This window comes from Ferribacterium limneticum, assembly GCF_020510625.1.
GTDB classification, from domain to species: domain Bacteria; phylum Pseudomonadota; class Gammaproteobacteria; order Burkholderiales; family Rhodocyclaceae; genus Azonexus; species Azonexus limneticus_A.
In genome coordinates this window covers 1,328,257-1,342,993 of the sequence record NZ_CP075191.1, presented here as the reverse complement: position 1 = coordinate 1,342,993, position 14,737 = coordinate 1,328,257, and the positions used below count along the sequence as shown (strand labels likewise).

The 14,737-nt window shown below is 60.0% G+C and carries 9 protein-coding genes; 5 read left to right on the top strand and 4 right to left on the bottom strand.

The window, feature by feature from the left end:
* Nucleotides 1-40: 40 nt before the first annotated feature.
* Nucleotides 41-2,911, bottom strand: a complete 2,871-nt coding sequence (locus KI617_RS06445; protein ID WP_226451185.1) for a PAS domain S-box protein — start codon at nt 2,909-2,911, stop codon at nt 41-43.
* Between the two features lie 306 nt (nt 2,912-3,217).
* Here KI617_RS06445 and fumC point away from each other — a divergent pair, with 306 nt between their 5' ends.
* The 3 genes from fumC (at nt 3,218) to KI617_RS06430 (ending at nt 6,909) form a co-directional block, all read left to right on the top strand.
* Nucleotides 3,218-4,639 (top strand): class II fumarate hydratase, encoded by a 1,422-nt coding sequence (fumC, locus tag KI617_RS06440; protein ID WP_226451184.1) that lies wholly within the window; start codon nt 3,218-3,220, stop codon nt 4,637-4,639.
* Between the two features lie 84 nt (nt 4,640-4,723).
* The gene (locus tag KI617_RS06435) at nt 4,724-5,650 is read left to right on the top strand and encodes a toll/interleukin-1 receptor domain-containing protein (RefSeq protein WP_226451183.1); all 927 of its coding nucleotides are present in this window, start codon (nt 4,724-4,726) and stop codon (nt 5,648-5,650) included.
* Nucleotides 5,647-6,909, top strand: a complete 1,263-nt coding sequence (locus tag KI617_RS06430) for an OmpA family protein (RefSeq protein ID WP_226451182.1) — start codon at nt 5,647-5,649, stop codon at nt 6,907-6,909. Before KI617_RS06435 ends, KI617_RS06430 begins: the two co-directional genes overlap by 4 nt.
* A 182-nt stretch (nt 6,910-7,091) precedes the next feature.
* On the opposite strand, the gene KI617_RS06425 is transcribed toward KI617_RS06430, so the two are convergent.
* Complete coding sequence (locus tag KI617_RS06425) at nt 7,092-7,610, bottom strand: superoxide dismutase family protein (protein ID WP_226451181.1); 519 nt, start codon at nt 7,608-7,610, stop codon at nt 7,092-7,094.
* 205 nt (nt 7,611-7,815) lie between these two features.
* Here KI617_RS06425 and cysD point away from each other — a divergent pair, with 205 nt between their 5' ends.
* Nucleotides 7,816-8,745, top strand: a complete 930-nt coding sequence (cysD, locus tag KI617_RS06420) for a sulfate adenylyltransferase subunit CysD (RefSeq protein ID WP_404826796.1) — start codon at nt 7,816-7,818, stop codon at nt 8,743-8,745.
* The gene (gene cysN, locus KI617_RS06415) at nt 8,745-10,016 is read left to right on the top strand and encodes a sulfate adenylyltransferase subunit CysN (RefSeq protein WP_226451179.1); all 1,272 of its coding nucleotides are present in this window, start codon (nt 8,745-8,747) and stop codon (nt 10,014-10,016) included. Before cysD ends, cysN begins: the two co-directional genes overlap by 1 nt.
* Before the next feature lie 95 nt (nt 10,017-10,111).
* Here the strand turns inward: cysN and KI617_RS06410 are convergent, their stop codons facing one another.
* On the bottom strand, nt 10,112-13,390 hold the full coding sequence (locus KI617_RS06410) for an AAA family ATPase (RefSeq protein WP_226451178.1): 3,279 nt from the start codon (nt 13,388-13,390) through the stop codon (nt 10,112-10,114).
* Complete coding sequence (locus KI617_RS06405) at nt 13,383-14,606, bottom strand: ATP-binding protein (RefSeq protein WP_226451177.1); 1,224 nt, start codon at nt 14,604-14,606, stop codon at nt 13,383-13,385. Before KI617_RS06405 ends, KI617_RS06410 begins: the two co-directional genes overlap by 8 nt.
* Nucleotides 14,607-14,737: the final 131 nt, after the last annotated feature.

The following is a 14,737-nucleotide window of genomic DNA, read 5'->3' as shown; positions in this document are numbered from 1 at the left end:
AACGCAGGGAGAGGCTGGCTCGCCTCTCCCTGCCAAGGACTCAGGACTGCGTCCTGACCAGCCACTTGGCCAGCGTGGCGTAGAGAAGGCCGGGATCGACCGGCTTGGCGATGAAATCATTCATCCCCACTTCAAGGCAGCGCGCCTTGTCCTCGGCAAAGGCATTCGCCGTCATGGCCAGAATGACGACATCGGCCCCGCCAGCCTTTTCACGAATCAGCCGGGTTGCCGTCAGGCCATCCATCCGCGGCATCTGCATGTCCATCAGGATCAGGTCGTAGCCGTTGCGCTCGAGCATGTCGATGGCGGCGCAGCCATCATCGGCCACATCGGCGATCAGGCCGACATCGTCAAGCATGGCCAGCGCAATCTCCTGATTGATCGGCTCATCCTCGACCACCAGGATCCGGCATCCCGGACAATCGCGGCGCAGTATCTGCTCGGCGCCGTCTAACGATACGCTGCCGTCAAACGCAGTCGCATCGTTCGCCCCTTTCTTCAGCCGGGCGGTCAGCCAGAAAATGCTGCCCTGCCCCGGAACGCTGGTCGCACCGGCATCGCCCCCCATCAAACAGGCAATTTTCCGGGTGATCGCCAAGCCCAGCCCTGTGCCGCCATAGCGCCGGGTGATCGAATTGTCGGCCTGCTCGAAAGCCGAAAAGAGCCTGGGCAAATGCTCGCCAGCGATGCCTATCCCCGTATCCTCGACCTCGAAACGCAAGAGCACGCTGTCGGCAGACTCTTCGACCCGCCTGGCCCGCAGGGTGACGCGGCCTGATTCGGTGAACTTGACGGCGTTGGTCGCATAGTTGAGCAAAGCCTGCTGCAAATGAATCGGGTCGCCGAGCAGGGGCGGCAACGACACCTCGCTGTCGATCAGGAGTTCCAGGTGCTTCGCCTGGGCGCGATCGCGCACGATGGCCACGACGTTATCGAGAATGCCGGCCACCCGGAGCGGCATTTCTTCGACAGCAAACTTCCCGGCCTCGATCTTCGACAGGTCGAGAATGGCGTTGATCGTCTCCAGCAGATGCTCACTGGCAACTTCCAGGCGGTCCAGCCTTTCCATCTGATCGGGGGCCAGACCGCCGCGCCGGATCAGGTGGGCCATGCCGGTAATTGCATTGAGCGGGGTCCGTATCTCGTGCGACATATTGGCCAGGAAGGCGCTTTTCGCCACGTAGGCCAGCTCGGCGGCTTCCTTCGCCACAGCCAGTTCCGCCGTACGCTCCGTCACCAGCTCTTCCAGATGCTGGCGGTGCTGCTGCAGTTCCTCCTGGTTGCGGACCTGCTCGGAAATATCCCGACTGACGCCAAAAAGGCCGACGACCTGTTTTTGCTCGTCATAGAGCGGCCACTTGTAGGTCTGGACGTAACCGCGCACGCCTTGGGTGTCGTAGTAGGGATCGATCTTGTTCAGCAGGGGCCGGCCTTCGGTAAATACCGGGTACTCCTCTTCCTCGTAGATCCGGGCGGTATCCGGCGGGAAGACTTCGCGGTCGTGCTTGCCGATCATGTCATGCCAACTGGCGTGCCCGGTAATGTCGGCCAGGGTCTGGCTGCAAAAACGGAAGCGGCTGTTGGCATCCTTGAAATAGACAAAATCGGTGGTCTGATTCAGGAAGGCCTCGAAATCCCGATTGAATTCCGCCAGCTTCTCTTCGGCCTGCTTGCGGTCGGTGACATCGACATCCATGCAAACCAGTATCGGTGTATCGGGCGTTTCGCCGGGGATGGAGAACATGGTCGACTCGACCCAGCACAAGCGATCATCGCGAGTTCGGGTGGCGTATTCGGTGGATTCGATGGGCTTGCCGGTGACAATCACCTCGCCCAGTCGGCGCAAGAAATCGGCCGCCTGTTCCCGGGAAAAAATCAGCCGGTCCAGCGTCTTGCCGGCGGCTTCCTCGGCAGACCAGCCATAGAGTCGTTCGGAGGCATGATTCCAATAGACCACTCGGCCCTGCTGGTCGTACCACTGGACAGCCACATCCGGCGTGTTCTCCAGTGTTGCCGAAAGTTGTCGGCCGGAGGATTCGGCCCGCTCCCTGGCCTGCGAGGCCTCACCCAGAGCGCGCCCGAGCACTATGAAGGCCCCGAGGACGAGCAGCGCGACCACCGCCATGCCCAGGCGTAACGACCAGACGTTATCCGCCCGGACCGGCCAGCCGCCGCGCGGCACCGCGGCCAGTTGCCATGAGCCATGGGGCAGATTGATCTCGGCCAGCACCGGCGACTCGGCAAACAATTCCGGCCGGCCGAAGAAGATGCCGCCTTCGGCCCCTTGCCCGTCGGCACCACGGATCGCAATCTCGATCGGCGAACTTTCATCCCGCAAGCCGCTGTTGCGGTACAGCAGCTCGGCATCAACGACCGCGCTGACCACCCCCCAGAAATACTCCTGCCCATCGACATCCGGCAGGTAAACCGGCAGACGTGCAACGATGCCGACGCCGCCCTGAACGAGATTCAGCGGGCCAGCCAGGACAATCTGGCGAGTCAGCCTGGCCTTGTCGGCGGTGGCGAACTGCGCCGGACTATTGCGGAAATCGAAACCAATAGCCTTTTGATTGCCCTGCAGCGGGTAAATCAGGCGAATCACCATATCCGGGGCAACGGCGATATTGCGCAATTGGGTGCGGCCGGCAAACAAGGGCTGGGCAGCCCGCTCAAAACGCGCCTGAACCAGATTGGGCTCCAGCGCCACGACCCCGACCAGGCCGCGCACCAGTTGGATATCGCCATTGAGATTACCGTCGAGACGATCCCGGGCCCGGGTCAGAGATTGCTGAACCTCACTGCGGACGGTGCTGGCATAGCGCTCGTCGTTGATCCGCTCGGCAACATAGGCAGCGAGAGCCATGCCGCAGGCCAGCAGAACCATGACCGTATAAAAGACACCCCGCCTCATTGCGCGCTACCCCGCATTCCGGCCACGCCGCCTTCTGGCGGGCGGGATGTGAGCCAACCGCAACACTCGACAAGCATCGACATCAATCTGCGGCTCCGGTGGGAATAAGGACGGGGTTCGTATTGGGTGATTTTAGCGAGGCCGCGCGGCAGGTAGCAAAAACTATCGTCGGCGATCCGGCCTTTTTTTGGTGGCCGGCATGGCAGGTACGGCCCTATCTGTTGCGCTGCTCGAACTTAGCGGGCCGAAAAGGTTCTAATTTGCAGGCTGGAAGAATTATGCCGCCCAGCCGACGAGGAGCATGCGATGGAACCCGGTAGTGGAACCCGTCTTGAAAACGACTCCTTCGGCCACATCGAGGTCGCCGCCGAACGCCTGTGGGGCGCGCAAACACAGCGGGCATTCGAGAACTTTGCCATTTCCAGCGAACGCATGCCCGGCGAACTGATCCATGCCCTGGCCACGATCAAGGCTGCCTGCGCCAGCGTCAATCGCGAACTCGGCCTGATGAAGCCGGCCATGGCGGCGGCCATCGTCATCGCCGCCAACGAAGTGGCCAATGGCCGCCATGACGACGAATTCTTGCTGCCGGTCTGGCAAACCGGGTCCGGCACACAAACCAACATGAACATGAACGAGGTGCTGGCCAACCGCGCTTCAGAGCTGCTCAATGGCCCCCGCGGCAACGCCCGCCTCGTTCACCCCAACGACGACGTCAATCTTGGCCAGTCATCCAACGACATTTTCCCGACGGCCATGCATGTTGCCGCAGTGATCTCCATTACCCGGAAGCTGCTGCCGGCGATCCGGCAACTGATCACGACGCTGGCAGAAAAAACCGGCGAGTTTGCCGAGATCATCAAGATCGGCCGCACCCATCTGCAGGATGCCACGCCGCTATCGCTGGGCCAGGAATTTTCCGGCTACGTGGCCCAACTGCAGCACGCCGAAACACTGATCAGCGCCGGCCTGTCCTCGCTCTACCCGCTGGCGGCGGGCGGTACTGCCGTCGGCACCGGCTTGAACACGCACCCTGAATTCGGCCCCCGTGTCGCGGCCGAACTCGCCATCCGGACCGGCCTGCCCTTCACCAGCGCGGCCAACAAATTTGCCGCCCTGGCCGCGCATGATGGCCTGGTGGCCGCCCACGGCAGCCTGAAAACGCTGGCCGTGGCCCTGATGAAAATGGCCAACGACATTCGCTGGCTGGCCTCCGGGCCACGCTCCGGCCTTGGCGAGATCATCCTGCCCGAAAATGAACCGGGCAGTTCGATCATGCCCGGCAAGGTCAATCCGACCCAGTGCGAAGCGCTGACCATGCTCTGCTGCCAGGTCATCGGTAACGACGTGACGATCGGCATTGCCGGCGCTTCCGGCAATTTCGAGCTGAACGTCTACAAACCGGTGATTGCCCACAACTTCCTGCAGAGCGTGCGCCTGCTGAGCGACGGCATGCTCAGTTTCGAACGCCACTGCCTGCGCGGCATCACGGCCAACAAGGCACGCATCGCCGAGCTGATGGAAGGCTCGCTGATGCTGGTCACCGCACTGACCCCGCACATCGGCTACGACAAGGCCGCCGAAATCGCCAAACTGGCTCACCACCAGGGCGGGACGCTGAAACAGGCAGCACTGGCACTCGACTACGTCTCGGCCGAGAACTACGAACGCTGGGTGGTGCCGGCCGAGATGACTCGCCCGGCAGCGCCAGTCACCCGTACTAATTGAACGGAATATTGTTTCTGCGGTCGACTGGGTGAGGCTGGCGAAGCGACGGGTTTTCCGGTTTTTCCGGCCTCAGCGGGGGAGGAAATGACCGATATTTTCCTGAGCTATACCGAACGAGACCGGGACACGGCGCGGCGGATTGCCGAGGTGCTTGATTCGGCCGGCTGGAGCGTCTGGTGGGACCGGCGGATTCCGGCCGGGGAAACCTGGCGCAGCGTGCTGGAGCAGGCGCTCGAAGAGATGCGCTGCATGGTGGTCTTGTGGTCGGCCAAGTCGATTGAAAGCGAGTGGGTATACGAAGAGGCCAGCGAGGGGCGCCGGCAGGGCAAGCTGGTGCCGGTGATGATCGAGAACGTGCGCCCACCGGCTGGTTTTCGCGAAATTCAGGCGGCCGATTTGACCGGCTGGGATGGCTCGCCCGATTTCGATGGTCTGCGCATGCTGCTGGCGGATCTTGAGAATCTGCTGGGAAAGCCCGTGGTGAGCGCTGCGGACAAGGCAGCGTCGGCTGGCCGTAACCCAGCCGGGCAGGCCGATGCCGGCAACGATCCTGACTTGCCCTACGACACGACTGAATTACCCGGCTATTCGGACCCAGCCAAGCCAGAGGCCAAACCACGCTGGCCACTTTGGGCCTTGGCCGGCGGTCTGCTGGTGGCAGCTGTCGTGACCGGCATCGGCCTGTCGTCGCGGCAGCCAGCCGGACCGCTAGCGCCAGCCCCGGTATCGGCCAATCGGCCAGTGGAACACAGCGCGCCACCGGCTGCGCCGCCGCTACCAACGGCAAGCATCCAGCCGGAAAAACCCCGTGCCTCAGATGCTGCATTGGCTGCATCGGCTGCAAGCCCTTCGCCCAGTAGTACCCGGCCCGAGCCTTCCGCGGCCGTCAAACGTTCCGATTCGACGCGCGTCTCCAGCCCCCGCTGTACTGATCTGCTGGCCCGCATCCAACTCGGCGAAACACTTTCCGCGGCAAGCCACGCAAGATTCGACAAGGAGTGCCGGCAATGAAAACTCGATTCCCCTGCCTTTCGCCTTCGGCCTTGTGCGCCGTCGCTTTCGCCACCCTGCTGCTTAGCGGTTGCGACAATCTCAAGGAATTCACCAAGTCCTCGCCACCGACGTCTTCCGCAGCCGCCTCTCCTGCCGGGCCGGCCACGCCACCGCCGGCGCAGCTTTACGACAAGGCGGTGTTGAGCGCGGCGACGAGCCTGTTCACCAATGCCAAGCTGCCGCCGGCGGGTAGCCCGGCTCAGGCGAAGTACCCGCTGGTGATCGACCCGCTGATCGACGGCATGACCGGCGCCCAGTCGGTGCAGACGAAGTCGATGGGGATTCGCCTGGCCGCGCTGATGCGCGAACGCTACCCGCAGTTCGACGTACAGGAGTTTTCGGCGGCCAATGTCGCCAAGAGCCCGCTGGTGCTGATCGGCACCTTCACCGGGGTCAATGCCGAGCGCAAGACGGCAGGCAGCCGCGAGGCCTACCGCATCTGCTTCGCGCTGGCCGACCTGCGTAGCGGCAAGCTGGTCAGCAAGGGGCTGGCCTTCGCCTTGCCTGATGGCGTGGACCCGACGCCGCTGGCTTTCTTCCGCGATGCCCCGGCCTGGTCGGAAGACCCGGCCACCGAGGGCTATATCAAGACCTGCCAGGGCACCAAGGCCGGCGATCCGATCAACCCGCTCTATCTCGACCGCATTCTGGCTGCCTCGGTGGTGGCCGAAGGCATCGAGGCCTATGAGGCCGGCCGCTACCGCGAAGCCCTCGACTTTTACACCAGCGCCCTGGCCATGCCGTCCGGCGACCAGTTTCGCGTGCATAACGGCATTTACCTCGCCAACTGGAAACTCGGCCGCCAGCAGTCGGCCGAAGCGGCTTTTGCCAAGGTGGTCGACTACGGCCTCCAGCACCAGCGGCTGGCCGTCAAATTCCTGTTCCGCCCCGGCTCGACAGCTTTCATGGCGAATCCGGCACTGAGCGGCGCCTATCCGAGCTGGCTGAAAACCATCGCCCGGCGCACCGGCGATAGCGGCAAATGCCTCGAAATCACCGGCCACACCAGCCCGACTGGTCCGGAACCTTTGAACGAACGGCTGTCGCTGCTCCGGGCCGAATTCATCAAGTCGCGTCTGGCCCAGACTTCGCCCGGGATGGACAAGCGGATGATCGCCAACGGCGTCGGCTCAAGGCAGACCATGGTCGGCAACGGCCGAGACGATGCCAGCGACGCACTGGATCGCCGGGTGGAGTTCAGGGTGATTGGGTGTTAATGCATTCCGTCGTCCCCGCAAAAGCGGGGACCCAGGAGCTTGTTTTCTGGATTCCCGCTTTCGCGGGAATGACGGATCGAGCAATTTCGGCAAATCGGCTCAACCCTACGGTCAACCGCGCCCCGAAGGAAATTCCCTTGGGGGAGAAATTCCGGCCAAAAATGAAATGCCGCCGGCGATACTCAGCGCGCCGCGATGACGCCGCAGGCAATCCGCTTGCCGGAATTGCCGGCCGGTTGCGACTTATAGTCGTCCGGGTCGGCGTGGATTACGACACTGCGGCCGACAACGCCGGTCATGCCGTTCAGGGTCAGACCTTCAACTTCGGCGCTGTAGCGCGCTTCGCCGGACGCATTGGCAACCAGATTCGGCATGTCGCCGCCGTGGCGTTCCATGCTGGCATGGTGGCCGTGCGCTTTGGCCATGGGATTGAAGTGGCCCTTGGCGCTGCTCGCATCCGGTGCGCTGCAATCGCCCGCCTCATGCACGTGGAAGCCATGCTCACCCGGCGTCAGGCCGCTGACCTGGGCCTCGACCCGCAGCCGACCGTTGCTTTCGGTAAAGCTGACCTTGCCGGCCACCATGCTGCCCGAACGGGCTTGCAGGTCAGCGCCAGCCATTGGCCCGGCAGTGGGTGTGGCGCAGGCCACCAGCAGAAGCGAGGAAAAAACACTCAGGGCGAATCCGGGATGCAATTGCATGGCTGTCTCCTTCAAATGATTTGAACGGGCCGCGCACAACTGGCGGATACCTGAACAGACCTGCCGCGCGGCAAGACGTTCCTGCCATCAATCGCCGTGTTTTATAACCATTGGAAATAACAAGATGCGCACTTGTTCTTAAAAGAATATTAAGCGCTTTGTTACAATGGCGCCCATTCGACAATCCCTGCGGATTACCCAAGCAATGACCCAACGTTCCACCCTCTCTCATCTCGACTGGCTCGAAGCCGAAGCCATCCACATCATGCGCGAAGTGGCCGGCCAGTGTTCCAACCCGGTGCTGCTCTTCTCCGGCGGCAAGGATTCGATCTGCATGTTGCGCCTGGCCGAAAAGGCCTTCCGCCCGGGTAAGTTCCCCTTCCCGCTCATGCACATCGACACCGGCCACAATTACAAGGAAGTGGTCGCTTTCCGCGACAAGCGTGCGGCCGAACTCGGCGAGCGGCTGATCGTCCGTTCGGTCGAAGACTCCATGGCCCGCGGCACCGTCGTCCTCAAGCATGAAGGCGAATCGCGCAACAAGCACCAGTCGGTGACGCTGCTCGAAGCCATCGAGGAATTCGGCTTCGACGCCTGCATCGGCGGCGCCCGCCGCGACGAGGAAAAGGCCCGCGCCAAGGAACGCATCTTCAGCTTCCGCGACGAATTCGGCCAGTGGGACCCGAAGAACCAGCGCCCGGAACTGTGGAGCCTGTACAACGCCCGCAGCCACAAGGGCGAGAACATCCGCGCCTTCCCGATCTCGAACTGGACGGAAATGGACGTCTGGCAATACATCGAGCGCGAAGGCCTGGAACTGCCGAGCATTTATTTCGCCCACACCCGCCCGGTCGCCATGCGCCAGGGCGCCATCGTGCCGGTCAACGTGCCGCTGGTCGGTGGCGGCGTCGCCAATCCGTCCAAGCCGGGTGAAGAGATCATCGACCTGCAGGTGCGTTTCCGCACCGTCGGCGACATTTCCTGCACGGCGCCGGTCGAATCGGACGCCGACAACGTCAGCAAGATCGTTTTCGAAACCGCCACCACCACCATCACCGAGCGCGGCGCAACGCGTCTGGACGACCAGACCAGCGACGCCTCCATGGAACAACGCAAGAAAGAGGGTTACTTCTGATGACCGCCCATCAAGTTGAAGATCATGGCCTGCTGCGCTTTCTGACCTGCGGCAGCGTTGATGACGGCAAGAGCACCCTGATCGGTCGCCTGCTGTTCGACACCAAGACCATCCTCGCCGACACCCTGTCGGCCATCGCCAAGACCTCCGAAAAGCGCGGCATGGGCGCGGTTGACCTGTCCCTGCTCACCGACGGCCTGCAGGCCGAACGCGAGCAAGGCATCACCATCGACGTCGCCTACCGCTATTTCTCGACCGGCACGCGCAAGTACATCATCGCCGACGCGCCGGGCCACGAGCAGTACACCCGCAACATGGTCACCGCCGCGTCGACCGCCAACCTGGCCATCATCCTGATCGATGCGCGCAAGGGCGTGCTGACGCAGACCCGGCGTCACTCGAAACTCGCTTCGCTGGTTGGCATCCCGCACCTGATCGTCGCCATCAACAAGATGGACCTGGCCGATTACTCGCAGGAAACCTACGAGCGCATCAAGGGCGAATACCTCGAATTTGCCGCCAAGGTTGGCATCGAAGACATCCGCTTCATCCCGCTCTCGGCGCTCAACGGCGACATGATCGTGGACCGTGGCGACAAGCTGAACTGGTACGAAGGCCCGACCCTGCTCGAAATGCTGGAAGTGGCCCCGGCCGCGCACACCGAGCACACCGAAAAATTCCGCTTCCCGGTCCAGTACGTGTGCCGCCCGCAGGATTCCGCCAATCCGGACCTGCACGACTACCGCGGTTTCATGGGTCGCGTCGAAGCCGGCTCGATCAAGGTCGGCGATGCCGTCACCGTCCTGCCCTCCGGCCGCGAGTCGACGGTGAAAGCGGTGCAAATCGGCGGCGTCGATATCGGCGAAGCCTTCTGCGAACAATCCATCACCCTGTTGCTGGCCGATGAAATCGACACCTCGCGCGGCGACATGATCGTCAAGTCGAGCGAAGTCCCGGCCGCAGTCAAGCAGATCGAAGCCACCGTTTGCTGGATGGCCGAAGCCCCGATGGACCGCGCCCGCACCTACCTGATCCGCCACACGACGCGCGACTCGAAAGCCAAACTGGCCGCCATCGACCATCGCCTCGACGTGAATACGCTGGAAAAAGTCCCTGCCGAAAAGCTGGCCATGAACGACATCGCGCAAGTCACCTTCAAGCTGGCCCAACCGCTGTTCGCCGATCCTTACCTGGAAAACCGGGGTACCGGGGCGTTCATCATCATTGACGAGAGCAACAACAACACGGTTGGGGCGGGAATGATTCTTTGAGTCAGCCCCCTCGCCCGCTTGCGGGAGAGGGGGCTGCGGAGAAGGCAGGGTTAAAACCTCCGGGAATTACAGGCAAATGTCCCCGCACTCTCTGACTAAGGACGCATTTTCCGGCGCTTCCCTTTGTGCGCATGCGTTGTCGATTTGGTGACCGTAAACTCATTTACGCTTGGCCAACATCTAGCACGCTCACGGGCGATGCGTACCACCTCGTCAGCCATCTGCTGCATTTCAAGCGGCAAATCCTGCAACTTCGCTTCCTCACCAGCCAGCATGTACAGCGCCTGGATAAAGGGCAGCAAAAATATCGCCTGTTCGCTACCGGCCATCCACTCTGCCAGTCGCGTCCCCAACCCCAGCTCGTGGCATTCCCACACCTGCTCTTTCAGGCGATAGAAAGCGAATTGTTTCCCCTCCTGCGCAGACAAAACCAGCGTATGCAGAGAATCAACCGCCAACTGGCGGTTACCAAGGCATAGATTGGCTTGCAATGGCAACTCCGCCTTATCCGCCCCTGGTAAGGCAGCTACTTCGCGGTAAAGTACTTCAGCCTCCTGTTGCCTACCCTGCCGCCACAATAAACGGGCGAGATTAGCTTTCGGAAAGTCATTCTCATTACCAAGTTCAATCGCCTGGCGGTAAGCAATCTCCGCTTCCCTATGCTGCCCCAGATGGTCTTGCAATAAATTGCCCAAACCAGTCCGCGGGAAAGCTAGTTTTTCATCCAGATCAATTGCCTGACGAAAAGCTGTCTCTGCCTCATCGTAGCGACTAGAATATTTCTGCAACAGGTTGCCCAAACTACCCCAAACGAACGCAGGCTGATTATCCAGAGCAATAGCCTGACGATAAGCTACCTCCGCTTCATCGTAGCGACCAGGATACTCCTGCAACAGGTTGCCCAAACAGATCCAGGTGAAAGCAGACTTGTCATCCAGAGCAATAGCTTGGCGATAAGCGGCCTCCGCTTCATCCAGACGATCAAGATGATCCTTAAGTAGCTCGCCGAGACTGATCCAAGCGAAAGCAAATTTGCCATCCAGAGCAATAGCCTGACGATAAGCTGCTTCTGCCTCATCGTAGCGAGCAGGGTATTTCTGTAACAGATATCCCAAACAGATCCAGGCGAAAGCAGACTTGTCATCCAGAGCAATAGCTTGGCGATAGGCGGCCTCCGCTTCATCCAGACGATCAAGATGATCCTTAAGTAGCTCGCCGAGACTGATCCAAGCGAAAGCAAATTTGCCATCCAAAGCAATCGCCTGACGATAAGCAGCTTCTGCCTCATCGTAGCGACCAAGACAATCTCCCAACAGATCACCAAAACCATCCCAAAAATAGGGATCGCTACCATCAAAGGCAATCGCCTGTCGATAAGCCGACTCCGCATCATCGTAGCGTCCGAGTCGCTGGTGTAACAACCAAGCACGTTGATAGGCTATTTGCGCATCCTGCGGCAATACGAGTTGTGCCAATTCCAGAGTTTTTAAGCACCACTCGTCCTCATGTTTGTCACAAAGCAGATTACAGGCAAAACGCAGTGCTTCGGGGTACTGACAAAAACAAGAGCGAATCTGCTCGTAAGCCAAATGAGAATCCGGAACATCCGGAAAAAAGTCGTAGGTCAATACGGCGCTGCGAAGAACTTGGGCAGCCTCGCCGCCAAGTTCTTTCTCCAAGTTCTGGCTCTCCTCCGAGGATACCTTAAGCAATTCCTCGTATTGCAAGTTACTCAAACTCTCAGCTACCTTTGCAATTTGCTCCTTTTCCTCCAAACCCAAATTTAGTGAGCCAAGCACCGCTCCTACCCACCGTGTTTTCTCATCTTCGGACACCGCATGCGGACACCGTCGCAACAAACTGGATAAGAGGGTGGCGCGTTGCAGGTAATCGGCAGCATCTCTAAAGTCCCCGTCTTCGCCGTCGAGCTCAAAGATCTCACTCAACTGGGCGCGACTCTCTTTCAATTGTTTAAGCAGCGCCCAGCGCAGGGCATGGCGCTCCCGGGCTTCCGGTGGCAGAGCATCAGCCAAGGCACGGTCATATTCCCAGTTATACGCACAGCGCAAACGCCCGTGAATACCGCCCATGCGTTGCTGAGCTAGGCCACATAATTCGTCGCTACTGAACCACAGGCGCATAAACTCAACCAACCACGATAAACGTGCACGTTGTCGGCGCGGGGAAAAACGCATCAGATACCAGATATTGAAGAAGCGCTCAGCCACCTGATAACCACTGCGTGTGGTGCCATGCAGCCTGGTTTTCTGGATCAGGCCATCCAGTTCCAGACGTTTCAGCTGCGGACTGATGCTGGTATTGACTACTTGCGATGTTTCCGCCAGTTGCCCCAGCGAGATTGGCGCCCAGTGTTCGAGAATGTGGGCGAGCAGTTTGCGCGGCAGGTCGGCCAGTGAATCCATACGCGCCTTGTACAGTGGGGTCATGCTGTCGAGTAGCGCCTCGAGATCCCCACGCACATCGCTTTTCTGTCCATTGGCAAAAAGTTCGTAGAGCATGACTGTCGTGCGCGGATTGCCGCCCGAGAGTTGACGCAGGGTCGGCAGGCGTTCGGGATGGGCTGCCAGTTGTCGTTGCATGGCCTGTTTGGCTGCATCACCGCCAAAGGTGGCAGCCAGGGCAAGCAGCGCCTGTTTCATTTCCGGCAGGCGTAGGGGGCGTAGTTCGACAGTATGAAAAAAATCGAGAAAGGCGTCGTGGTAGTCGCTATCCGCTTCTAAGCTTTGATAGCTTCCGCCAACCCAGAGCAGGCGTGAATTGCTTTGCAGTGTCTCGCGTAGGGCCCAATGTGCATCGCGACCGATGTTATGCAGCAGCAGGTCCGTGTTGTCGACCAACAAAAGCAGGCGTTGTCCACGTTCGTCCGCGCAGTGATTGATGGCCTCGAGACAGGCTGCCGCCTGCTCCGCAGCAGGCAAGGCCTCAATCCGTTGTGCCGTGGCATCAAGCGCGGCAGTCGCTTGCCCCTGACGCTCCAAGGCATCAATCAAGCTATCGAGGACATTGGCCCAGAACTGGCCGACGGTGCTGACCGTGTATTGCTCTTCGGGGAAACGCAGCGGCAACCAGGCGCGATGCAAGTCTGCTTCATCTTCGACCGCGAGGGCAAGACGCTGCATCAGGGTAGATTTACCCATGCCACGCGCGCCAACCAGCAAAACGTGCTGACCCACCGTATCAGCCGGCGTAGTTCTGAGTGCACGTCTCAGGTCAGCAAGCTCGTTTTGGCGCGTCACGAAAATGGCACGCAGTTGTTCGGCACTCCACAAATGTGGATTGTACTTGCTAATGGCGGCAAAACCGCCAGCCGGCGCATGGGACACCGAGGCGGTACCGGAAGGGCTTTCAGACATGGTTACGATTCCACCAATCGCGAAGCGGGAAAGAAAGAAACTGGACGCGTTTGTTAGCGTCGGGTGTGCTGGTATAGCCTTCATCGGTCAAACGCACCAGCAAGTCCTGCAAACGCTGGGCGCGGCATTGAGCATCAGTTTCGCGTTTGGCGAGACGGCTGCCTAGCTGACTCAACGTCATCCCTTGCTCGTGCCGGGAGAGCGCGGTGAGCAAGGCAAAGCAAAACTCCAAATCTTCAGGTAGCAGAGCATCCCTGAGCCGCTTCTCCCAATGAATGAAACGCGAGCGTGCGGCGAGAAGATTTTCGTAAGCAGCGTCGACATCGTCGATTTCAAGAATATTTTCCGGCTCTACATCGCTCGGTGGCGAGCACTCCTGCCGCCGCTCGCGCGCTGCCCTAATCGTGGCGTCAAGCATCAAGCAGAGAAAATAAGGTGAAAGCCAGCCAATCCGCGCCATGGCATGGTCGAGCGTCGCCTCGGGAACCTGCCAACAAAGCTCACTATGTGTTTGCGCAAAATGCGCCCACATCTTGCGCGCCTCTGCTTGTTGAAAGGGGCCAAGCGGGAAATCGAAACAGTCGTTCATCCTGTCGGCGAATCCATGCCTTTCGAGAAGGGATTGCAAGCCGATGGAGCCGGTGAACACAAAACGGCAGGCACCCGGCGTTTGCCGCCAGATGCGTAACCAGGCCAGAAGCTGCCTTGCTTCACGGGGATCTTTTTGAATCAGCGTCTGCAGCATGACAGGGAATTCGTCGAGCAGAATCAACAAAGGTTGTTTGCCAAGCCGCGATCGCACCGTCTCTGCCTTTTCCAGCCAAGCGGGAGCAGCATCGCCATCAAGCTCGACACCAAGTCCACCACCACCGACTGCATCCGGCAGTGTCGCTTCGATCTTGCGCAGACGCTTGAACCAGTCTTTTACTTGCTGCGCCCGGTCAGAGAGAAAACGGGTGATGGTTTTCTCGGGGAAAGCGCGATCCAAGAGGGCAACAAAACTTTCAGCCGAATCGACATTGGAGACATCCAGCCATTCTGCCAACACACCGTGATCCGGCGCCTCTTCCAATAAACGCTTGAGAATTGAGGTCTTTCCCAGACGGCGCACCCCAGGAAATTTGAGATGATCATCAAGAAGATAGCGCCACAAGTCTTCTAGCACCAATGCGCGACCGAAGAAATCCGAACCTGTTGCCGGGCTACCTAGTTTCATCACAACACCTCGAAAATATATTCAATTGAGAATTTATTCGTTTTTGAATTACGTGTAAACTAATTACGTCAAAAACACGCCTTAAGACCCTGCCCCCAGGCCAATCAACCCGCTCTACCGCAACAAACAAG